Here is a 21,464-nt window from a genome sequence, read left to right as displayed (position 1 = left end):
GCCGCCATGCCTGCGTCGCCTCGCAATACCGCCTGCAGCGCAGTCCTGCTGGTCACGGGGGCAATCGCCCTGATGTCCGCCTGCGCCAATATCGAAGCCAGCTCCATGCAACGCATCTTCGATTCCTGGAAGGGCGCGCCGGTGGACCAGGCCAAGGCCCAGTGGGGTCCGCCGCAGTCCGTGCAAGCCGTACCTGACGGCACCGCCTACGTCTGGACCGACGAGATCCCCGTCGCCAAGCCTCCCGGCAGCGGCCCGCGCGATGCCGGGCTGGAACCGGCGCCCGCGGTGGCGCGCTGCCAGCGCAAGCTCGTGGCCGGCCCCGATGGCAATGTCAGCCGCGGCGAATGGAGCGGCAATGCGTGCTGCGTCCAGAGCCTGATTGGGCAATGCGCGGGTCTGGCACGCAGAACCCCCGCCACCGGCTGACCTTCTGCGCCGTCAGTCGATTTTCGCGCCCGACGCCTTGACGGCCTGACCCCAGCGCTTCTGCTCGCTGACGATCGTCGCCGTGAAAGCGTCCGGAGATTGCCAGGCTGCCTCAGCGCCCTGCGCCTCGAATTTCGCCTTCGTGTCCGGGTCCGCCAGCACGGTACGCAGCGCCCCGGACAACTTGTCCACGATGTCCTTCGGCGTGCCTGCCGGCGCCAGCACCCCGTAGAAGCCCACCACCTCAAAGCCCTTGAGGCCCGACTCTTCCATCGTCGGCACGTCGGGCAGCGCCGGCGACCGCTTGCCGGATGTCACCGCCAGCGCGCGCACCTTGCCGGTCTTGATGTGCTGAGTGAACAGCGGAATCGAGTCGGCCATCATCTGCGCCTGGCCACCCATCACGTCGGTCAGCGCCGGCGCGCTGCCCTTATATGGGATATGCACGATAAACGTGCCGGATGCCTGCTTGAACATCTCTGGCATCAAGTGCGAAATGCCCCCGTTGCCGCCCGAAGCGAAGTTGAGCTTGCCCGGATTCGCCTTCGCATAAGCGATGAACTCCTTCAGGTTCTTCGCCGGCACGTCGTTGTTGACGACCATCACCAGCGGAATCAGCGCGGTGCGCGCCACGGGCGAAAAGTCCTTCGGCATGCTGTAGGGCAGCTTGGGATAGAGCGAGTTGTTGATCGCCATCTGGCCCGTGTTGGCGATCAGCAGCGTATAGCCATCGGGCGCGGCCTTGGCCACGTTATCGGACCCGATATTGCCGGCGGCACCAGCCTTGTAATCGAGCACGACCGACTGCCCCAGAATCGGCTGCAGTTTCTCGGACAGGATGCGCGCGTGCGTATCGACCGGCCCGCCAGGCGGAAAGCCCACCACAAGCCTGATTGGTTTTTCCGGCCAGGCAGCGTGCGCAACGCCAGCGGCAAAAGCCAGCGGGGTTAGGGCCAGGGCGGCCAGGGCATGCCGGACACGGCGGGCAGCGAGCAACGTCATTTCTCTCTCCGGATGCGGCCCCGCTCTACACGGCGGGGACCGGTCCGGTATTGTGACGTTTTTATGACAATCTTGTGAAGTGCCCGCGCTGGACTGCCCGGATCTGCCTGTTACTCCAGCACGATGCCCCGCGCCTTGACCAGGGCGCCCCATTTCTTCACCTCGGCATCGATAAAACCGGCAAAGTCGGCGCTGCCGCCCGGCCACGGCTGCAGCCCCAACCCCAGCAGCTTCTGCCTGATCTGCGGATCGCCCAGCGCCTGGCTTGCATCGCGATTGATCTGCTGCACGATGGCCGAAGGCGTCCCGGCCGGTGCCACGATACCGAACCAGCCGTAGCCGACCACATCCGCCACGCCGCTTTCGGCGAAGGTTGGCGCGTCGGGATACACGGGGGTTCGCGCATCCCCGGCCACCGCGAGCACACGCAGCTTCCCGGCCTGAATGAACGGAAGCGCTGTAGTGATCGCCGTCAGCGTTGCATCCACACGCCCTGCCAGCAGCTCCGTATAGGCGGTTGCGTCGCCACGATAGTGTACGTTCAGCGCCTTGAATTTCGCCTGCGCGGCAAACAGCTCCGCCGTGAGGTGCGGCCCGGAGCCAATGCCCGGCGAAGCGAACGTGACGCCCTCGGGCTTCTGCCGCGCCAGCTTCACGAAGTCCTCCACGGTCTTTGCAGGCGAATTGGCGTTGACGATCAGGAATACCGGACCGAGGACGCGCGGCCCGACGGCGACAAAATCCTTATGGATATCGAACCGCTGCGACAGGCCCGCACCGGTATTGATCGCAAATGGCGCGGCTGCCCAAAGCAGCGTGTAGCCGTCGGCCGCCGCGTGCGCCACCGATTCGCTGGCCACGCGCGTGCCGGCGCCCGGCTTGTTCTCCACCACCACCTGCTGGCCGTACTTTCGGCTCAACGCCTCGGCCAACACGCGGGCCGACGTATCGTTCGAACCGCCTGGACCGTATGGCGATACCAGCCGTACCGGCTTGCCCGGCCAGGCGTTGCCAAACGCATTCGGCACCACGCCGGCCAGTGCCATCGCACCCACCAGGCGGCGGCGCGTCAGTTGAGATGGCGTCATGATGTCTCTCTCACCCGCTCGATGGCTGGATAGGAATAAGTGCGATCGAGGTGGGCCGCCTGAGGAACGTACAGGCGCAACGCCACATAGAACGGACCTTCCGGCGCCGGCAGCCAGTTGCCGTGCAGTGCGCTGTCGCGCGGCGGCCTGGCGGACATATGCACCGTCAGGCTGCCATCCGCGTTGCGCGCAAGCGTTGGCGAGCGATCGCCGAGCGAGTAGCGCGATATGTCGTTCGGCACCAGCATGCAGTCGCCCTTGTCGTACATGGTCAGCGACCAGAACGCCCCGACCCGCGGCAGATTGTCGGCCGCAAAGTGAAGCCGGTAGGCGTGGTTGCCATCGAGCGGTTCGCCGTCGGCGCCACGGTCGGCCATCACGTACATCGCTTCCTGCACACCCAGCGCGCCGATATAGTTGCGGCCCACCAGCGCACGTTGCAGATAGTGCGCGCCATACGATTCGCGGACATCGACGGACATCGCCCATCCGCCCCCCATGTCCGACGCCTGCGGTTCGGCCAGGTCCTCAAGCACGGCCTGCAACGCGCGACCAAGCGCCTCCACCTGAGCATGCGAGGGAATGACTCCCGCGCCGATACCCACGTCGGCGCAGCGCGCAACCATTGCCGCTTCAGCGGAGGGCGGCGGATTCTGAGTGAGCATTTGATTGACCACTGCGGCAAAACGCTGCGGTTCGCCAAGATGTTCGCGCGCATGCATGCCCACGTCGAACGCGAATGCGGCAGGCGCGCCGTCCAGCCGCTTTAGCGCGATGGCGTCCTGCAATGCATGCGCAGCCGCCAGATCCTCGTTCCCATCCACCAGCAGACGGCCGATCATCCAGATCGCATTGGTCGGGCACGGCATCGCCTGGATGCCATCCGGCACCTCGCCATGCCAGTCCGGACCGTGCAGCAGGAAGCGGCCCGCGCGCGTGCCGGTGGTGCGGCTACCGATATAGCCGAAGGGATTCGTATAGAAGTCGAGCAGCCCAAGCACGTAGTAGCGGCCCGCGAAATCGGGTACTTCGAGCACGACCGGTTCACGCGACAGGTCGATCCACGCGTTGGTATATAGCGTGTCGTTGTTCGGCGTCACCACCTGGCGGTGCTGTGGCCCCAGCAGTTCCCGCGTATGGATCAGGTGGTTGACCCAACGCAGCGCGGAATCGGGACCTTCGCCGGCAAACTTCCCGGCTCGATCACGACGCGGGCACGTCGCGGCGCGCATACGGGCCATTTCGTAAAGCGGCAGCGTATAGATGACGGCATCGCGTGCAAGCTGCTGCAGGTCGGTGGCGGATTGCGGCATGTTTCGATGTCTCCTGTTATCGATATTCTTGTGTTCAGCCAATCCGCTGCACGGCTGGAATCCTGTATTTCCCGGCGATAAAGCCGGCCGTCGGGTGGTACAGCCGCAGAATCAGATAGAAGTTGCCTTCAGGCGCTGGCAGCCAGTTGGACTCGTCGGCTGGACGCGCGTGCTGGATGGTGATGACCAGCGAACCGTCCGCCTCCCTGCGCACTCCCGGCGTGCGATCGCCCAGCGCATAGCGCCCAATCTCGTTGGCCGTGAAGTAACGGTCTTCTCCATATAGCGACACGGACCAGAACGCGTCGGCCGGAGGCAACATGCCGACAGGAAAGCGCAGCGCATAGCGATGCTGCCCATGCAGACGCTCGCCATCCGTATCGAAATCGGACATGGCATAGACGGCCTCATCCGCGCGCAGCGCACCTAGCCCCTTCATCGCCGTGCACGCGCGCAGCAGCCAGTCGTCGCCATATGCGCCCAGCTTCAGGCTGTAGCCCCAGGCCTTGTTTCCCTGGCTGCGGGTATGGGCTTCGATCAACGTCATGCCCTGCGCATACGCACTGCGCAGCCCGTCGCCAATCGATGGCCGCAGCGTGGCAATCTCCACGTCGTCTTCGAGCCGCAGGCCCACCTTGCGCAGCAGCGTGAACAGTCCCTGCTCGTGAGGGGCTGGCGGGAAGTCGCGCATCGCGCGAAACAGGTTCTGAAAGAAATCCACGGCGGCGTCGCCTGTGTCCTGCCACTGCGCCACGCTTGCGGGCCGCGCCACACCGGCGCAATGCACGACCTGGAAGCCTTGCTCGAACGCATAGGCGCGCGCCAGGTCTTCGGGGCCAGTGACCAGCACGCGGCCGATCACCCATACCAGCGATGTCGGCGCCTGCACCGTATGCACGCCGTTGCCACGCTGGCCTGGCCCGACAATCTCCACGCGCGCACCTTCCAGCGGGACATTGCGCGGCCCAAGGTTGGCAAAGTTGTTGGTGTGAGCATCCAGCAACTCGACCACATAGTAGCGGTCCGCATCGGGCAGTATCGGCACGTTTATGGTCACCGGGCCGTCCGCCAGATTGAGCCAGCCGCAGAAATAGAGCAGATCGTTGGCTGGCGTCACGATGTCGCGGTCTTCGTGCGTCCACTGTCGCTCACTGGCCGACAGCGTGTTCATCGGCGCGCGGCCATATCGCGTCGGGGCGTCCACGGAAGTCTGCAAACGACAGGTGCGCAGCGTTTCGATCAACGGGTAGCCATAGATCACCAGCGGTAATGCGGCAGCGGCGACCAGCGCCTCCTGCGGGCTGGCGTGCATGGGTGCGGCGAAGGCGGGAAAGGTGGGATGGTTCATGTCGATATCTCGTAGGGGAGTCTTGCGTTCATTCCAGCGCGGCGCCGCTCGATTTCACGAGCGCGGCCCACGCCTTGACGTCATCGCGCATCTGGCTGGAAAACTGCGCGCGCGACACTGGCGCATAGCGCATGCCCATTGCGGCGATCTGGGATCGCAGTGCGCCGTCCTGCATGGCTTCGAGCATGGCGCCTTCGAGCCGGCCGACGATCGCGGCCGGCGTCCTGGCCGGCGCGAACAGCGCGTACCAGCTATCGACCTTGAACGCGATGCCCGATTCCGCGAGTGTCGGCACGTCGGGCAGTGCGTCCGAGCGCTCGGACCCTGTTACGGCCAGCGCCTTCACCTTGCCACTGCGTATCAAAGGCAACGTGCCGGCCAGATCGGACATGGCGATCGGTACCGTGCCGCCCATCACGTCGTTGAGCATCGGCGCCACGCCTTTGTAAGACACATGCCGCAGATGAACACCGGTGGATACGTTCAGACTCTCTCCGGCCAGATGGCCGCCCGAGCCCTGCCCCCATGATCCATACGCCAGGTCCGCGCCGGGCTGCTTTGCCGCCGCGATCAGCGAGCGTACGTCGTTAGCCGGAAACGTGGGATTGGCCACCAGCACATTGCCACCGTATGCAATGCGGCCGATCGGCACGAAGTCTCGCAGCGGGTCATAGGGCAGCTTCGGAAAGATGGCCGGTGCAATGGCATGCGTGGCCGATATGCCGAGCACGATGGTGTAGCCATCGGGCGCGGCACGCGCGACCTGCGCCGTGCCGATCGTGCCGGTTGCGCCGGCCACGTTCTCCACCACCACGGTCGATTTCAGCACCGTCGATAAGCGCGCGGCTACCATGCGGCCAACTACATCGGTACCGCCGCCGGGTGGAAACGGCACCACCAGCCGAATCGGCTTTGCCGGCCATGTGTCGGCAGCCCGGGCACCGGGCAGCACCGTCCAGCCAGCGACGCCCACGGCCAGCCACACCGTCATGGCGCGTCGCGTCCTGCGAAACGCTGATCGCATCTTCTGTCTCCGTATCGTTTTGGAAACGCCGCTCAGCGCAGCGTGATCACCGCATCCGCCGCCACCAGCCCGTCGGGGCCGACGATGAATGGGTTGATCTCCAGCGTGTCGAGCCGGTCGCCGACCGAGGCGGCTGCGCGAGACACGTTCACGAGCACGTCGGCCGCGGCATCGAGGTCGATGGCGGGATGACCACGGTGTCCCATGCATAGCGCGGCGGCGCGACTCTGCACCAGCATTGCCCGCGCCCGCTGGCGTGACAGCGGCGCCAGGCCAAACGCCAGTTGCCGGAAGATTTCCACGGCCGTGCCGCCCATGCCGGCCAGCGCCACCAGGCCGAATACCGGGTCACGCCGCACGCCCACCATGATTTCGCCCCAGCCACGCGCCATGCGCGCGACGATCGCGCCGTCGAACGGCACCGGATTATTCTGCGTATCGCGCACCTGGGATGCGGCTTGCCGGACCCGCGAGAACGCGGCGCGCACCGCATCGGCATCCGGCAGATTGAGCACCACGCCACCGATATCGCTCTTGTGCAGTATCTGGCGCGAGCAGATCTTGACGGCCACCGGATAGCCGATCGAATCGGCGATGCGCACGGCTTCGTCGGCATCGCGCGCGACGCCATGCGGCACGACGGGAACGCCAGCCTCAGCAAGCAGCGTCATGGCCTCGGCCTCCGACAGCGCGCTCGCATCAGCGGGAACGTCCGCCGGCATTACCTGCGGGTCCCCGGCAATATCGTCCCGCTGCGCCGCGGTCTCCATTGCGGCGGCCTTGGCCAGTGCGGCGACTGCCTCCATCGCGTACGCCGGTTCGCGGAATACCAGGCATCCGCGCGCTTCCAGCCAGGCTCGCTTGTCGTCGTCCATCACGCCCGAGATCAGCAGCGGTGCGGCCTGACGATCTGCGTTCAGAGACGCCACCGTATCCTGCAGCGCGGCCCAGACGCGCGGTGCATTGGCACCGCCCGCCAGAAAGGCAGTCACGGCGCCGTATTGACCGCACCGTGCGACGTTGGCCAGTGCATCAACGAATATCTGCGGCTGTGCCACCACCTGTCCCGTGACGTCGATGGGATTGGCCGTGCTGGCGAATGGAATTGCCGCGCGCAGTGTCTGGGCAGCGGCGTCAGGCATCGGCGGCAATGGCAGCCCCAGCGATTCGGCGCTATCGGCCATCATGATGCCGACACCACCGGAGACCGTGACGATGGCCACCGGGGCCACCGCATCCGCCGGCATGCCGGAAGTCGAGTGATAGATGGCAGGGCGACGGCCGCGCGCCAGCGTATAGCCCAGCCGGAAGAACGCTTCCAGCGTGTGCGCGCGATGCACGCCGTATTCGTCGAACACGGCCTGATACACCGCGTCTTCGCCTGCCAGGCTGGCCGTGTGCGATTGCGCGGCACTTGCACCAGCCGCCGTGGTGCCCACCTTGGCAACCACCACCGGCTTGCCTGCGCTGCGCGCTGCGGCTAGTGCCCGGCGCAGTCGCGTACCGTCGCGCGCGCCTTCGATATAAGCCAGGATGACGCGCGTCTGCGGATCGTTTGCCAGCCACTCGATTACATCGGCCACCTGCAGGCCCGCTTCATTGCCCGTGGTCACCCAGTGGCTCAGACCCAGGCCGGCTTCACGCGCCAGCGCGAACGCATAGGCCCCGAACGCTCCACTCTGGCTGACCAGCCCGACTTCGCCCACGGGTGGCACGCCGCTGAACGGAATCGGCGAGAACGTGGCGAACATGCGCTCGCGCAAGTTCATCGCGCCCAGGCAATTCGGCCCCAGCAATTGCACGCCGTGCGCACGCGCCTGCGCGGCCAGCGCGTGCTGCAAGGCGTCGCCACCGCTGACTTCCGCAAACCCGGACGTGAACACCACGGCCGCGCGCGTGCCGGCCTGTCCCAGTTGCGCCATCACATCGGGCGCGGCCGGCGCGGGCACCGCCACGATGGCCAGGTCCACCGGCTCGCCGATGTCAGCCACGGACGCATAGGCGCGCAGCCCCTGCACGGTTCCGGCACCGGGATTGACCGGGAATACGCGGCCGCCGTAGCCAAGCTCGGCAAGCAGGCGGACCGGCACGCCGCCGACCTTCTCGGACTGCGTCGACGCGCCGATCACGGCAATCGATCGCGGGCACAACAAGGGCTGCAAATCCAGCATGGTGTCTCCGTCGATGACGCCGTAGTACGTGCCACGGCGTTCTGTCCATGCGGGCAAACCGGGCCCGCGCGCCGGCGGCTAGCGTCCCACGCCAGCCATGTTCTCGATCGATCTGACCATCTCGCGCAAGAGCGGCGCCACGCGCTTTTCCAGCATGCCGCGCTTGACCCGCAGGCCGGGCAAGGCGCAGTTGAACAGCAACGGCCGGTTCAGATAGGTGATGCGCGAATACACGCCCACGCCGTGGATGTCCTCGCCGGCATCGCCCTCATTGAGCGTGAAGCCGCGCTTCGGGTAGTGCGCGACGTTGTGGCAAACGGTGTCGTAGCAGACGGCAAACTCCTGCGCGCGCTCCGTGCGCGCCAGCATCATCAGCTTCTCGAATTCGCCCTTCGACAACGTGCACAGAAATGCCCGGCCCATCGCCGTCGTCAGCACCGACCGCACGGCCCCCACGGCCGGCCGCGCCGACGTGCCTTCCATATGCGTGCACGACTCCAGGTACGTCACATCGAGCCGGTGCGCCACGCCCATCGACACGGCGCCTTCCACCTGATTGGCCAGCGCCTGCATCAACGGACGCGCCAGATGACGAACCTGAAGGCCGGCCAGGTAGGGATAGCCGAGCGCCAGCACCTGGGCGCCAACGAAATACTTGTCGAGCTTGGGGTCCCAATCCAGGTAGCCCAGCTCGAACAGCGTGCGGCAGATGCGCGACACCGTGGCGCGCGGCAACTGCAGGCGCTCGGACAGTTCGCCGTTGCCCAGCGGGCGCGGGTCGTCGATAAAGCAGCGCAGCAGCGCGAATCCCTTGGCCAGCAGCCCGCCAAACGAAGGGTCCTCGCGGCGGCGCTCGGCAATGAATTGTTCAACCGGGGTGTTCATGGGCATCTCGTCTCCTGGTTTCCAGTGTGAGCGTCGATTCCGGATCGTGTCAAAAAGCGGAATGAATTTCCATATATTGGAAATTCAGATCGTAAACCCTGACTTGACGGTCCGCAGCGCCAAAACGTAAGGTGCAAAACCGAATCCGAATTCGAATACGGAAAAGCGCCATGCAAGCATCAGTTCCCAGTGCCGATACCGCCGCAACCAACCCCGCCTTTCCGCGCGTCGATACGACATCGATCCTGCAGCCGCCGCGCCAGCGCCGTGCGCGCGAAACCGAGCACGCATTGTTGTCGGCGGGCCGCCAGTTGCTGGCCGAGCGTGATTTCGCCGCCGTATCGGTCGCGCAGATCGCTGCCGCGTGCCAGGTGTCGGTAGGCGCGTTCTATGGCCGCTTCCGCGACAAGATGGCGTTCTTCGACGCGCTGCGTGCGTCGGTGATGGAGGAATCCGACGCCTCGGTCGCGCGCTACATGGCCGAGCATCGCTGGCAGCAAGCCCCGGTGCGCCAGATCATCGAAAAGACCATGCGCTTCATGGTCAACGGCTGCCGCAATAACCGCGGCATCATCCGCGCTTCGCTCAAGCACGCCACGACCCATCCGGAGCAATGGCTGCCACATCAGAAGAATGGCCAGGAACTGATCGAGCGGCTGGTGATCCTGCTGGTGCCGCGCCTGCCCGGCCCGCCCGAGGACGCGGAGCTGCGCGTGCGGTTTGCGATGCAGATGGTGTTCGGGATGCTGGTCAATGCCGTGCTCAACAATCCCGGACCGCTACCGCTAGACGATGAACGCCTGCCCGTGGAAATGGCGCGCATGGTCAGCAGCTACCTTGGCATCGACGCCTGACCCGTTTTTCCCTCGCTTCATCCGTTCACCCGCCCGCATCAGCCGCAGCCATAGCGGCATGTCCACCCAACAGACCGGGCATAAAAACGAGGAGACACACCATGAAGCAAACCACGCCGCCGCGCCGGCAGTGGGCGGCACGCGCCGCCTGTGCGGCGCTGTCGCTGATACCGCTTGCGGCATTCGCGCAGGGCGACTATCCCAACAAGCCGGTCCGTCTGGTGGTGCCCTATCCGGCCGGCGGGCTGACCGACACGCTGGCGCGCCAGGTGGCGGACGGGCTTTCCAAACGGCTCGGCCAGCCCGTGGTCGTGGAAAACAAGAGCGGCGCGGGCGGCATCATCGGCACCGACTTCGTCGCCAAATCGGCTCCAGACGGCTACACGCTGCTGATGACGATCCCCGGTCCGATCACGTCCAACCTCGCGCTCTACAAGAAGCTGCCTTACGATCCGCGCACCGATCTGCGCCCGATCTCCGATGTGGCGATGGCCCGCACGGTGCTGGCCGTCAATAGCGCGGTGCCGGTGAAGACCGTCAACGAGCTGATCACCTACGCCAAGAAAGAGCCGGGCAAGCTGCGCATGGGTTCATGGGGACCCGGCACGCAGCCGCACACGATCCAGGCCTATATGGACAAGACCTATGGCGTGGATATCCTGCACGTGCCATATCGCGGAGAGGGGCCGATGGTGACGGATCTGCTGGCCGGGCAGGTCAACGTGACGATCGGATCGGTCACCACACTGCGCCAGCACATCGCCGCCGGCAAACTGCGCCCGCTGGCCGTGGCGGGTACCACGCGCGCCAAGGCGCTGCCCGATGTGCCGACCTTTGGCGAAGCCGGGTATGGCGACGCGGCCTACAAGCTCGTTGGCCCGACGACCTTGCTCGCCCCGGCGAAAACACCCGACGCCATCGTCGAGCGCCTGGGTCGTGAAGTGTCGGCATTGGTCAAGACGCCCGAGATGCAGGCAAAGATCGACGAAATGGGTGCCGAGCCGATCGGCAACACGCCAGCCGAGGCCGAGCGCGCCTACAAGGCCTATCTGCCGGTGGTGCTCAAGCTGACCGCCGATACCGGCGTGACGCTGGACTGACATCCACGCGACGCTTCCGCTGCATGGCATGCAGCGGAACAATGGCCATCATGAATTCCGGCGCGACTTGCTGGGTCCGCCGGGTTCATCGATCTAGAATTGCGGCATTTCCTTCTTAAGATTCCGATCATGGCCACGCTCTTCCTGGTCCGTCATGGACAAGCCTCGTTTGGCGCCGCCAATTACGATTGCCTGTCGGACGTCGGCCGCCAGCAGGCACGGTGGCTTGGCGAATACTTCAAGGACCGGGGCCTGCAGTTCAAACGGGTGGTGGCCGGTTCACTGGTGCGCCAGCAGGACACCGCCGCCGAAATATTGAGCGGCATGGGCGCGGTGGGCACCGCGATCGACACCCACAGCGGCCTGAACGAATACGACGGCGAAGCGCTCTATCGCAGCTTCACCAACGGTGCCGACCATCGCGCCCATCAGAATGGCGATTATCAGGACTACTGGCGCACGTTCCGTGCCGCGTTTGCGGCCTGGACGCAGGACCAGCTCACCGGTATGCCGGAGTCGTGGGGAGATTTCGGTACGCGCATGCAGGCTGCGCTGTCGACGGCCACCGAAGGTGCGGCCCGCGAAGATGCACTGCTGGTGGTCAGCTCGGGCGGCGCGATCGGCCGGGCCATCGCCGATTTGCTCGGCGCTCCCACGCAGACCGCCATCGAACTGAATCTGCAATTCCGCAATACGGGCTTCTGCGAGCTGATTGTCGGACGCGGCACGCAGCGCCTGCTGAGCTTCAACAACGTGCCGCACCTGGAATTGCCCGAGCGGCGCCGCGCCATCACGTTCGCCTGAGCGGACGTCCTATCGCTGCGACAGCGCAAGCTTGCCCGCCAGCGCCAGGAAGACCGTTCCCGCAAACCAGTTCACGGCGCGCTGCACGCGCGCCGAACGCATCAGCATGCGGCCAAACACGCCTGAAAACCACGCGATGGAACCGAACACCAGCAGCGTGGCCAGGATGAATACAAAGCCCAGCACCATCAGCTGAAAGGCAACGTGGCCCTGCTGCGCGTTGACGAACTGCGGCAGGAAAGCCAGGAAGAAAATCACCACCTTGGGATTGGTCAGGTTCATGACCACGCCGCGCAGGTACATATTCTTGACCGGCTTGACGGCGGCATCCGACGCATTGACTTCGCCGACCGGGGCACGAAACGCCTGCCAGGCCAGATAGACGAGATAGAGCGCGCCCACGATCTTGATGATCGTGAACGCCACCACCGACGCCGCCAGCAGCGCGGCCAATCCCACTGCCACCACCGCAGTGTGCACCAGCAAGCCCGTGCACAAACCCAGCACCACGGTCAGCCCCGCTCGCGTGCCATGCATCGCCGACTGCAGCAGCACGAAAATATTGTCCGGCCCCGGCGCCAGACTCAGAAGAATGGCAATACCCAGAAAAGGCAGCAGTGTTTCGAGCGGTGGCATGTGAGCGGCTCCGACAAAAGAAGCCGTCATGGTAGCTGAATGCGGCGGCATTCCGGCATCGTCACGACCTTTCTGCAAGACCGATCAATCCATTCAAACAATCAATTTATCAGCACAATCCGCGCCGCCTATATTCGAGTCGCCTCTCTGCCTGCACGACCGTGCACGACTGGGACGGCCATCCAAATACAAAGACGAGGAGACATCGATGGAAGCACGTGCACATGGGCGGCACGCGGCGGCGCTCGCCCTTTCGGCGGCGATATCGCTGATGGCAGGTTGCGGCGGCAGCGATGACAACGGCGGCACAACCGGCAGCAACGCTGGCAACAGCGGCAACGGATCACCCCCCGCGCGCACGCCGGCGCTGACGCTGAAGATCACCGGCACGCAGGCGTTCGCGGGTACCTATGGCAGCGTCGGCCAGTATGAACAGGTCAGCGGCACGGTTAGCGGCGAAGTCGATCCAAAGGATCCGAAGAACGCGATCATCCAGGACCTTGCACTTGCGCCGGTGAACGCCAACGGCATGGTCGAATACACGGCCGACTTCGTCATGCTCAAGCCCAAGGACATGAGCAAGGCCAGCGGCGTATTGCGCTACGACGCACCGAACCGCGGCAACATCCTGACGATGCCCAACCCGGCCGTCACGCCGGGCGATGCCGTCTACCTGGAGCGCGGCTACGTGCTGCTGTACTCCGCGTGGCAGGGCGACGTGCCGAAGTCCACCCCGGCCCGCCTGACCGTGACGGTTCCGGTGGCCAGAAACACCGATGGCACGTCGATCACGGGCACCTACCGGTCAGAGCTGGTGCCCACGACTGCCACGCCAATGATGTCGCTGCCCGGTGGCGTATTCAACGGCACGATGCTGCCGTACGCACCGGCGAGCCTCGACAACACGCTGCCGGGATACTCGCTGACCCGGCGCGCCAACGAAACCGATCCGCGCGTCGCCATTCCCGCCAGCGACTGGAAGTTCGCCCGGTGCGACGCCGGCAATCCGTTCCCCGGCACCGCCGATGGGGCCAACATCTGTCTGCGCGGCGGCTTCGATCCGCAGTACCTCTACGAACTCGTCTATGTCGCCAAGGACCCCAAGGTCATGGGCGTCGGCCTGGCCGCGTTGCGCGATACGGTCAGCTTTTTCCGCAATCGTCCGGTGGATAGCGCTGGTACGCCGAACCCGCTCGCGGGACGCATCCAGTACGCCATCGGCCAGGGCACTTCGCAGTCCGGCAATGCGATGAAGACATTCCTGCATCTGGGCTTCAACCATGCGCTCGATGGATCGAAGGTGTTCGACGGCATCTACGCCCATGTGGCGGCGCGCCAGACCAACATCAACACCCGGTTCGCGGTGCCCGGCGGCGGCGGCGGCCTGCGCACCGATCACACGGCATTCGGACAGACCGCGCCGCGTGGCCTGGATGCGAACTATGTCGACGACATTGCCGGCAAGACGGGCGGCGTGATGGCGCGCTGCTCCGCCACGCAAACCTGTCCGAAGTTCTTCCTTGGCCTGTCGGGCACCGAGTTCTGGCAATTGCAGGGGTCGCCGGTATTGACCGACGCCAACGGATTCACGGACCTGAAGCAGCCGGACAACGTGCGCATCTTCTACTACACCGGCACCCAGCACGGGGGCGCGGGTGGTAGCGCCAGCATCTCGTTTGTGCCGACCCGCAATGTCTATCCCGCCGGCACGGTGATCCATCACAACGACACGTTCCGTGCGCTGTTCATCGATCTGGAGGACTGGGTGGTGCGAAACACGGCACCGCCGGCCAGCCAGGTTCCCGCGCTGGCCAACGGCACGCTGGTGCGGCCCGCGAGCCTGACGTTGCCGGTGATGAAAGGGGCGAGCTGGCCAGTTTCCGGCGTGGCGACGACGATTCCGGATTTCCAGTACCTGGCGCGCTACAACGGCTATCCGCTGCTGGACTTCGGCCCACAGTACCGGCGCGAGGATGAATCGGGTATCGCCACGGTCCTGCCGCCCGCGTATCTGAACCGCGACTACGCGATCCTGGTACCGCAGACGGACCCGTCCACCGGTATTCCGCGCGCGGGCATTCATAGCGTGGAAGCACGCGCGCCAATCGGCACCAGCCTGGAGTTCAACTATGTGGCCACACCGGGCATTGTCGACCTGTCCAATCTCACCGGCTCCTTCATCCCGTTTCACAAGACGGAAGCCGCGCGACTGGCGGCGGGCGATGGCCGCCCTTCGCTGGAATCGCTGTACACCGACCAGGCCGGCTATGTGGCGGCGGTGACGGCAGCGGCCAATGACCTCGTGACGCAACGATTCCTGTTGCAACGGGATGCCGACGCCATCATCGCGCGCGCGGTGGCCAATCCGGTGCTGCCCTGAGCCACGAGGCGCACGGCACGGTCGGAACTCAGAAAACAAAAAAGGCGTTACGGGTTACGTAACGCCTTTTTTGTCTTGGGTAACGGCCATCATGCACGCGCGCCGTCGAGGTACGGGTCGAAGCTGCGGGCAGGCTCGGCCGACACGCCGGTCAGGTCAAGACCAGCCACGAAGCGAGCACCGTCGGTATAGGGATCGGCGTTTCGTGCACCGTCCAGATACGGATCAGCTGCACGGCCCGGCGCTGCCGACACGCCAGCCTTGTCCAGCCCGGCTACCGTGCGGGCGCCATCGGTATAGGGGTCAGCGCTGCGGGCACCGTCCAGATACGGATCGGCTGCGCGGCCCGGCGCTGCCGACACACCAGCCTTGTCCAGGCCTGCTACCGTGCGGGCGCCTTCGGTGAAGGTGTCGAGCTTGCCGGTGCGGGCGCCATCGGTAAAGGCGTCGTGCGTGCGGAATTCATATCCGTAGGTGTCAGCCGAAGCCGTGGTACGGAACGTGTAGCCATACTTGTCTGCCGATACGGTCTCTGCCTGAGCGGCGCCAAGGGCGGCCAGCGACAGAACCAGGGTCGAAGCGATCTTGAGGGCGGTGGTCTTGGTCATGATTTCTCTCCGTAAATGCGATGCAGTGTTATTCAGTTTGTGTGAATGGCTTCGACTCGCTGCGCTTCGGTTTTGCTCTGCTACGTCTGCGTTGGGCGTCGTCCATGAACAGAACTATAGGCCTGCACCGCCACTGGAAAGTGATCAATTCGCGGACTAGTTGTTCAATTTTTTTGAATCAATGGAACCCACCCGAAATGCCGCTCGGAAAGCGCCCATCAACCGACTTCCTGACGCCGGCGTGGCGCAATGCGCTACAGTGACGCGCATGCAGGCTAACTGACGACCACCTCACGCCCGCGCCCCATCCCATGCAACGCTTGCGCCCCCGTCTACTGATCCTGGCCTGGTTCCAGGCTGTTCTGCTGACACTGCTCCTGAGCGGCGCGGCGTATGGCGCCGGCTCGCCATTGATCAACGCCCTCAAGGCGCCTGCCAACACTGCCCCACCGGCGCCGCCCGCCAGCGAGGCACTGGCGAAATCACTTGATCAGGTCATCAACACACTACAGAGCGATGCCGAGCGGCAGGCGCTGGTTTCGCAACTGCAGACGTTGCGCCGTGGCCTGGACGCCTCGGCGCCAGTCGCGGACGCAAGCGCGCCGGCGCCCGGCCTGATCGGCGCAGTCGCGCAAGCCCTGCAGGAAATCGATAACGGGCCGCATCGGGATCGTGGTCCGTGGCAGTACTGGCGCTGGCGCATCAAGTTTGCAGGTGAGGAGCTGCGCGAGGCGGTCACGATCGGACATACGCGCGCCGCCTTCGAATCGTGGCGCGAATTCATCATCGTTCTGGCCGGCTGGGCGATGACTGGCTGGCTGCTGTTCGAACTGTCGCGCCGGCTGCACCGCAGCCGGATTCGCTCCGCCCGCCGCACCGAACTGCCGGTCGTGCCATCGTGGGTAGACGTTGGCATCTACTTTCTGCGGCGGATCGGCCCTTGGATCGTCGCGTTCGCGCTTACCCTGGTGCTGGCCTACAAGGTTTTCGGCCGCACGCCAGCCAGCATGGGTGCCGTGCTGGTGGCCTACGCGATCGTGGCTGGCGCGCTGATGTCGGCGGTTTGCCAGGTCATCTTCGCGGTGTTCCAGTCCGGGCATCGCAAGCACGCGGTGCGCGACTTGCTCAAGCATTCGCCGATCCTGCTGTTCATCACTGGCGCGCTGGCCGCATTGGGCGAGGCCAATAACGATGCCCGCGTCATCGCGGCGCTGGGCGTGAACCTGTCCGCCTTGGTCAGCACCTTCGCCAATATCCTCGCGGCCGTGCTGATCGGCGTGTTCACCATACGTTTCAGACGGGCAATCGGCCAGCTCATCGCGTTCCGTCCGTTCGCGTACCGCCAGGAACATCCTGCCCTGATGGAGCTGCTGCGCATGACCGGCCAGGCATGGTATCTGCCGATGCTTGCCGTCGTGGCGGCTTCGGTCATCGGCACGATCATGGCCACCGGCCGGGCCGATGAATTCCTGCGGCGCGCCGTGGTCACCGTGGCGCTGTTCGTCGCCGCCATCCTGCTCACGCTGGTGGCGGGCCGCTCGCCCAAGGCGACGGTGCGGGCACCGCGGCTGCGCGACCGGCGCCGCTCCGCCTATCTGCAGCGCTTTGGCCGCTTTGGCGTGGCGCTGCTGCGCGTGGCGATCTGGCTGGCATTTCTGGAACTCAATGCACGCATCTGGGGAACCTCGCTGATGCAGCTTGCCGATTCCACCGTGCTGGGCCGCCATATCACGGAGTCCGTGCTCAGCGTGATCGGCGTGGTGCTGCTGGCCTGGCTGGTGTGGCTGCTGATCGATACGGCCATCACCCAGTCACTGACGCCGTCTTCCAATCGTGCAGCGCAGCCCAGCATGCGCGCCAAGACCATTCTTCCGCTGGTTCGCAACGCGTCGTTCGTGGCGCTGCTGGTGGTGGCAATGATCGCGGTACTCGCCAACCTGGGGGTCAACGTCACGCCGCTGCTGGCGGGCGCCGGCGTGGTGGGCCTGGCCATCGGCTTTGGCGCGCAAAGCCTGGTGCAGGATCTGATCACCGGGCTGTTCATCGTGATCGAGGACTCGATCGCCATCGGCGACTCCATCGAACTGCCCGACCACGCTGGTGTGGTGGAAGGCATGACAATCCGCACGCTGCGCCTGCGCGATGGCAAGGGCGCGGTGCACACACTGCCCTACAGCCAGATCAAGGTCGTCAAAAACCTGTCGCGCGACTACGCCTTTGCCGTGTTCAACGTTTCCATCGCATACCAGAGCGACTTCGATCGTGCGCTGGAAATCATCCGCGAAACCGGCGCCGAGGTGGCACGCGACCATCGATACTCACGAAACCTGCTGTCCGGCCTCGACATACTTGGCCTCGACCGCTTTGATCCGAACGGCCAGGTGGTGCTGGCGCAGTTCAAGACGCGCCCCCTGACGCAAGCCGAAATCTCGCGCGCCTTCAACATCCGGCTCAAGCGCAACTTCGACGCCGAAGGCATCCGCATGGCCGCGCCCTACGTGACGGTTCAGGTCGACGGCGCCAATGGGGCCGCCGCCGAAGCAGCAGCCCTGACCGCCGCCGCGGGGGCGGGCGCCGAACTCGTCACCTCGACTCAGGGCAAACCACGATAATTGCGACCCGAATGTGAAGATCCGGGCGTGCCTTGGCCGCGGCTGTCGCATTTGCGCAATGTTTGCGCTGAAACTTCGCGCCGAATCGTTTGAAATACGCTGGTCACCGCATTACTATCTCGGCGGCCGATCCGCAATCGGAGCGGCCTGGTGCCGCCCTGATGGACGGCCGGAAAGGCAGGCGTGGCGCCGGATGCCGGCATCGCCCCCTCCCTTTGCGGGATATTCCCGCATCTGGTTTATGCACGATCATCGTTACACACATTGCCGCAGCCGAGCGCTCCCATAAATGCCGGCACGGCACTGTGATCACATACAAAAGAACGACCGCGCCTCGACGCAGCGGTCGTGAGGAAAAAAGGCGTTTGCCACCGGGGAAAAAAGAAATGGGCGAACACTTGTCTGCCGACGACGTCTTCTATCGTCTGGTCGATCGCATCTATGAGTCCGCAATGGACGTGGCTGCCATGCCGGCCGCCCTTGACCTGTTTTCCCACTACACGTGTTCCGCAAGCCCGAGCTACCTGATATGGGACAAGCTCGCCGGCCAGGCACGTCTGGGGGTCACGCCTCATGGTTGCTACACCAATGCCAGCAACATGCCGGAAAGCATGCGGACGCTGCCATCGCACGCGGGCGTTGCCGCCACCGCCACTGCCTCCGCAGCGGCCACGGCACATGCCGGCATGCTGGTCGATCCCGACCCGGCGGCATCTATGCCGTTCAACTGCAACGGCCTGGCCAATGGCATTCGCCTGTTCGACACGCATGACGTCTGTGTCTGGATGAGCGCCACGCCGGGCTGCAATGGCTGCCACGGCCTGGACTGCAATCAGCGCGTGGCGCATGTGATGCCTCATTGGGCGCGCGCCGCGCGCATGCAGCATCGCAACTTCGAACTGAGCGGCCTGGCATCGCTGGGACTCGCCGGTCTCGACACGCTCGACTTCGGCGTCATGGCGCTGCAGGCCGACATGCGGGTGCGCTACGCCAACAGTTGGGCCGAAGCGCTGGTGCAGGCGGATTCGAATCTGGCGCTGGACAACGGCGTACTATGCGCGCAGTCCGAGTCGTTGCAGTCGGTGCTGATGAAGCTGCTCGACAATGCCGTGCACGGCGGCCGCTATGGCGGCGCCGCCGCCGGCTCCTGGATGCACATTACGTCGGGCGGGCAGCCCGTACCGATCATCGTCATGCCGCTGGTGTCGCGTCAGCCCGTGGAAGGGCCGTGGCAGCTGCCGATGGCAATGATGCTGCTGGGCAACTCGGAATCGCGCTCGGTGCTCGATGCCGGCGTGCTGACATCGCTATTTGGACTGTCGCGCAAGGAAAGCATCATCGCCATCCGCCTGGCGGCCGGCGAAACGCTCAATGAGATCGCGGAACGCGAGTTCCTCTCACCGCATACCGTGCGCGTGCATATCCGCGATACGCTGCGCAAGACCGGCACGCATCGCCAGTCGGAACTGGTGCGGCTGCTGCATCTGTTGCCGGGGGTTGATCTGGAACGCGCCGGCGCGTGCTCGCCAGCGCGGCCAAGAGGACAGGGACGCGGCCGGTAATTCCACCGCGTGCAACTCTCCCGCGCGACGCGGGAGAGAGGGAGAAAGCAAAGACGCCGCCTATGTTTATGCTGCCTTCCGATGTAGTTGATGCCGGCGCTCGGGCTTGCACTCGTACTTGAGTTCGCGCCGGCCGTCCTCGTACACCACTTCCAGCCGCACCGTAAAGCCCCAGAGCCGCGTCACGTGGCGCACCACTTCGTCAAAGTTCTGCGCCAGCGGCCGGCGGTCCTGCTGAAGATGGCGCAAGGTCAGCGAACGGTCGCCGCCGATGTCGACGTTGGTCACCTGGATATTCGGCTCCATGTTCGACAGGTCATACTGGGTCGCCAGCAGCCGGCGAATTTCCCGATAGCCCTCATCATCGTGGATGGCGGTCACACGCAGCTTGCCCTCGCGGTCATCGTCCAGCACCGAGAACAGCTTCAGCTCACGGATCACGCGTGGTGACAGGAACTGCAGCAGGAAGCTCTCGTCCTTGAAGTTCCGCATCGCAAAATCAAGCGTCTCGCGCCAGTCGCTGCCGGCAATCTCGGGCGCCCAGCGGCGATCCTCCTCGGTCGGGTTCTCGCACATGCGCCGCAGGTCCTGGAACATCAGGAAGCCCACCGTGTACGGGTTCAGGCCACTGTAATAAGGGCTGTGATACGGCGGCTGATAGATGACGTTGGTATGCGCCTGCAGCAGTTCGAGCATGAACGCATCGTTGACCAGCTTTTCCTCGTAGAGCTTGTTGATGATCGTGTAGTGCCAGAACGTGGCCCAGCCTTCGTTCATGACCTTCGTCTGCCGCTGCGGATAGAAGTACTGGGCGATCTTGCGCACGATGCGCACGATCTCGCGTTGCCACGGCTGGAGCTTGGGCGCGTTCTTCTCGATGAAATAGAGCAGGTTCTCCTGCGGCTCGGGCGGGAACGAAGCCTCGAATTCCGCCGCCTCTTCTTCCTCGCGCAAGGCATGCGGCCGATGCTTCGGCAAGGTGCGCCAGAGGTCATTGACCTGCAACTGCAAATAGTTCTCGCGTTCCGCCTGCCGCGCCTGCTCTTCAGTGATCGACAGCTTCTTGGGCCGCTTGTAGCGGTCCACGCCGTAGTTCTGCAGTGCATGGCACGAATCGAGCAGCAGTTCCACTTCCTGCTCGCCATAGCGCTGCTCGCACTCGGCCACGTAGTTCTTGGCGAACAGCAGGTAGTCGATGATCGCGTCCGCGTTGGTCCAGGTGCGGAACAGGTAGTTGCCCTTGAAGAACGAGTTATGCCCGTAGCAGGCGTGCGCAATGGTCAGCGCCTGCATCGGCATCGTGTTCTCCTCCATCAGGTACGCGATACAAGGATTGGAGTTGATGACGATCTCGTAGGCCAGCCCCATGTAGCCGCGCTGGTAGCTGCGCTCCGACGACAGGAAGTGCTTGCCGTACGACCAGTGGTTGTAGCCCACGGGCAGCCCCGCCGATGCATAGGCATCGAGCATCTGCTCCGCCGTGATGATCTCGATCTGGTTCGGATAGGTGTCCAGGCCGAATTCGCCGGCAATACGGGCGATTTCGCGGTCATAACGCTGGATCAGCTCGAAGGTCCACTCCGAGCCCGTCGATAGATAAGCCATAGACTTCCCCAGTGACGTGCTGCCAACAATGCTACTGCTTGCC

The 21,464-nt window shown here is 64.8% G+C and carries 17 protein-coding genes; 7 read left to right on the top strand and 10 right to left on the bottom strand.

The window, feature by feature from the left end; all coding sequences use genetic code 11:
• Positions 1–6 precede the first annotated feature (6 nt).
• Complete coding sequence (locus AC3FLX_RS02880; RefSeq protein ID WP_488693655.1) at positions 7–429, top strand: hypothetical protein; 423 nt, start codon at positions 7–9, stop codon at positions 427–429.
• A gap of 12 nt (positions 430–441) precedes the next feature.
• On the opposite strand, the gene AC3FLX_RS02875 is transcribed toward AC3FLX_RS02880, so the two are convergent.
• From AC3FLX_RS02875 to AC3FLX_RS02845, 7 genes are all read right to left on the bottom strand, one after another.
• Positions 442–1,431, bottom strand: a complete 990-nt coding sequence (locus AC3FLX_RS02875) for a Bug family tripartite tricarboxylate transporter substrate binding protein (protein ID WP_488693653.1) — start codon at positions 1,429–1,431, stop codon at positions 442–444.
• A gap of 110 nt (positions 1,432–1,541) precedes the next feature.
• A complete protein-coding gene (locus tag AC3FLX_RS02870) occupies positions 1,542–2,519 on the bottom strand; it encodes a Bug family tripartite tricarboxylate transporter substrate binding protein (RefSeq protein WP_488693651.1) in 978 nt (325 codons plus the stop codon).
• Positions 2,516–3,832 (bottom strand): DUF1254 domain-containing protein, encoded by a 1,317-nt coding sequence (locus AC3FLX_RS02865; RefSeq protein WP_488693650.1) that lies wholly within the window; start codon positions 3,830–3,832, stop codon positions 2,516–2,518. The genes AC3FLX_RS02870 and AC3FLX_RS02865 overlap by 4 nt, the downstream gene beginning before the upstream one ends.
• A gap of 34 nt (positions 3,833–3,866) precedes the next feature.
• Positions 3,867–5,180, bottom strand: a complete 1,314-nt coding sequence (locus tag AC3FLX_RS02860) for a DUF1254 domain-containing protein (protein WP_488693648.1) — start codon at positions 5,178–5,180, stop codon at positions 3,867–3,869.
• A 28-nt stretch (positions 5,181–5,208) separates the two neighbouring features.
• On the bottom strand, positions 5,209–6,204 hold the full coding sequence (locus tag AC3FLX_RS02855) for a Bug family tripartite tricarboxylate transporter substrate binding protein (protein WP_488693646.1): 996 nt from the start codon (positions 6,202–6,204) through the stop codon (positions 5,209–5,211).
• A 32-nt stretch (positions 6,205–6,236) separates the two neighbouring features.
• Positions 6,237–8,375, bottom strand: a complete 2,139-nt coding sequence (locus AC3FLX_RS02850; protein ID WP_488693645.1) for an acetate--CoA ligase family protein — start codon at positions 8,373–8,375, stop codon at positions 6,237–6,239.
• 78 nt (positions 8,376–8,453) lie between these two features.
• Entirely contained in the window at positions 8,454–9,260 is an 807-nt protein-coding gene (locus AC3FLX_RS02845) for an IclR family transcriptional regulator (RefSeq protein WP_488693643.1), read from the bottom strand.
• A gap of 170 nt (positions 9,261–9,430) precedes the next feature.
• Between AC3FLX_RS02845 and AC3FLX_RS02840 the strand changes: the two genes are divergently transcribed.
• The 3 genes from AC3FLX_RS02840 (at position 9,431) to AC3FLX_RS02830 (ending at position 12,018) form a co-directional block, all read left to right on the top strand.
• The gene (locus tag AC3FLX_RS02840; protein WP_488693641.1) at positions 9,431–10,114 is read left to right on the top strand and encodes a TetR/AcrR family transcriptional regulator; all 684 of its coding nucleotides are present in this window, start codon (positions 9,431–9,433) and stop codon (positions 10,112–10,114) included.
• Between the two features lie 101 nt (positions 10,115–10,215).
• On the top strand, positions 10,216–11,214 hold the full coding sequence (locus AC3FLX_RS02835; protein WP_488693639.1) for a Bug family tripartite tricarboxylate transporter substrate binding protein: 999 nt from the start codon (positions 10,216–10,218) through the stop codon (positions 11,212–11,214).
• Positions 11,215–11,343: 129 nt separating this feature from the next.
• Positions 11,344–12,018 (top strand): histidine phosphatase family protein, encoded by a 675-nt coding sequence (locus AC3FLX_RS02830; RefSeq protein WP_488693637.1) that lies wholly within the window; start codon positions 11,344–11,346, stop codon positions 12,016–12,018.
• Positions 12,019–12,027: 9 nt separating this feature from the next.
• Here AC3FLX_RS02830 and AC3FLX_RS02825 read toward each other — a convergent pair whose 3' ends face one another.
• Positions 12,028–12,654 carry a LysE family translocator gene (locus AC3FLX_RS02825; RefSeq protein ID WP_488693636.1) on the bottom strand — a complete coding sequence of 209 codons (627 nt, stop codon included), beginning with the start codon at positions 12,652–12,654 and terminating at the stop codon, positions 12,028–12,030.
• Between the two features lie 208 nt (positions 12,655–12,862).
• Between AC3FLX_RS02825 and AC3FLX_RS02820 the strand changes: the two genes are divergently transcribed.
• Positions 12,863–15,034 (top strand): alpha/beta hydrolase domain-containing protein, encoded by a 2,172-nt coding sequence (locus AC3FLX_RS02820; protein WP_488693634.1) that lies wholly within the window; start codon positions 12,863–12,865, stop codon positions 15,032–15,034.
• Positions 15,035–15,123: 89 nt separating this feature from the next.
• Here AC3FLX_RS02820 and AC3FLX_RS02815 read toward each other — a convergent pair whose 3' ends face one another.
• The gene (locus tag AC3FLX_RS02815) at positions 15,124–15,642 is read right to left on the bottom strand and encodes a copper resistance protein CopQ (protein ID WP_488693633.1); all 519 of its coding nucleotides are present in this window, start codon (positions 15,640–15,642) and stop codon (positions 15,124–15,126) included.
• A 311-nt stretch (positions 15,643–15,953) separates the two neighbouring features.
• Between AC3FLX_RS02815 and AC3FLX_RS02810 the strand changes: the two genes are divergently transcribed.
• Complete coding sequence (locus AC3FLX_RS02810) at positions 15,954–18,254, top strand: mechanosensitive ion channel family protein (protein WP_488693631.1); 2,301 nt, start codon at positions 15,954–15,956, stop codon at positions 18,252–18,254.
• A 386-nt stretch (positions 18,255–18,640) separates the two neighbouring features.
• Positions 18,641–19,816 carry a helix-turn-helix transcriptional regulator gene (locus AC3FLX_RS02805; RefSeq protein WP_488693629.1) on the top strand — a complete coding sequence of 392 codons (1,176 nt, stop codon included), beginning with the start codon at positions 18,641–18,643 and terminating at the stop codon, positions 19,814–19,816.
• A gap of 66 nt (positions 19,817–19,882) precedes the next feature.
• On the opposite strand, the gene AC3FLX_RS02800 is transcribed toward AC3FLX_RS02805, so the two are convergent.
• A complete protein-coding gene (locus AC3FLX_RS02800) occupies positions 19,883–21,421 on the bottom strand; it encodes a SpoVR family protein (protein ID WP_488693628.1) in 1,539 nt (512 codons plus the stop codon).
• Between the last annotated feature and the right edge of the window lie 43 nt (positions 21,422–21,464).

The sequence above is a fragment of the Cupriavidus sp. 291-E7 genome (assembly GCF_057798835.1).
The sequence above is the reverse complement of the archived record's forward strand: the minus strand, read 5'-3'. Positions and strand labels throughout refer to the sequence as shown.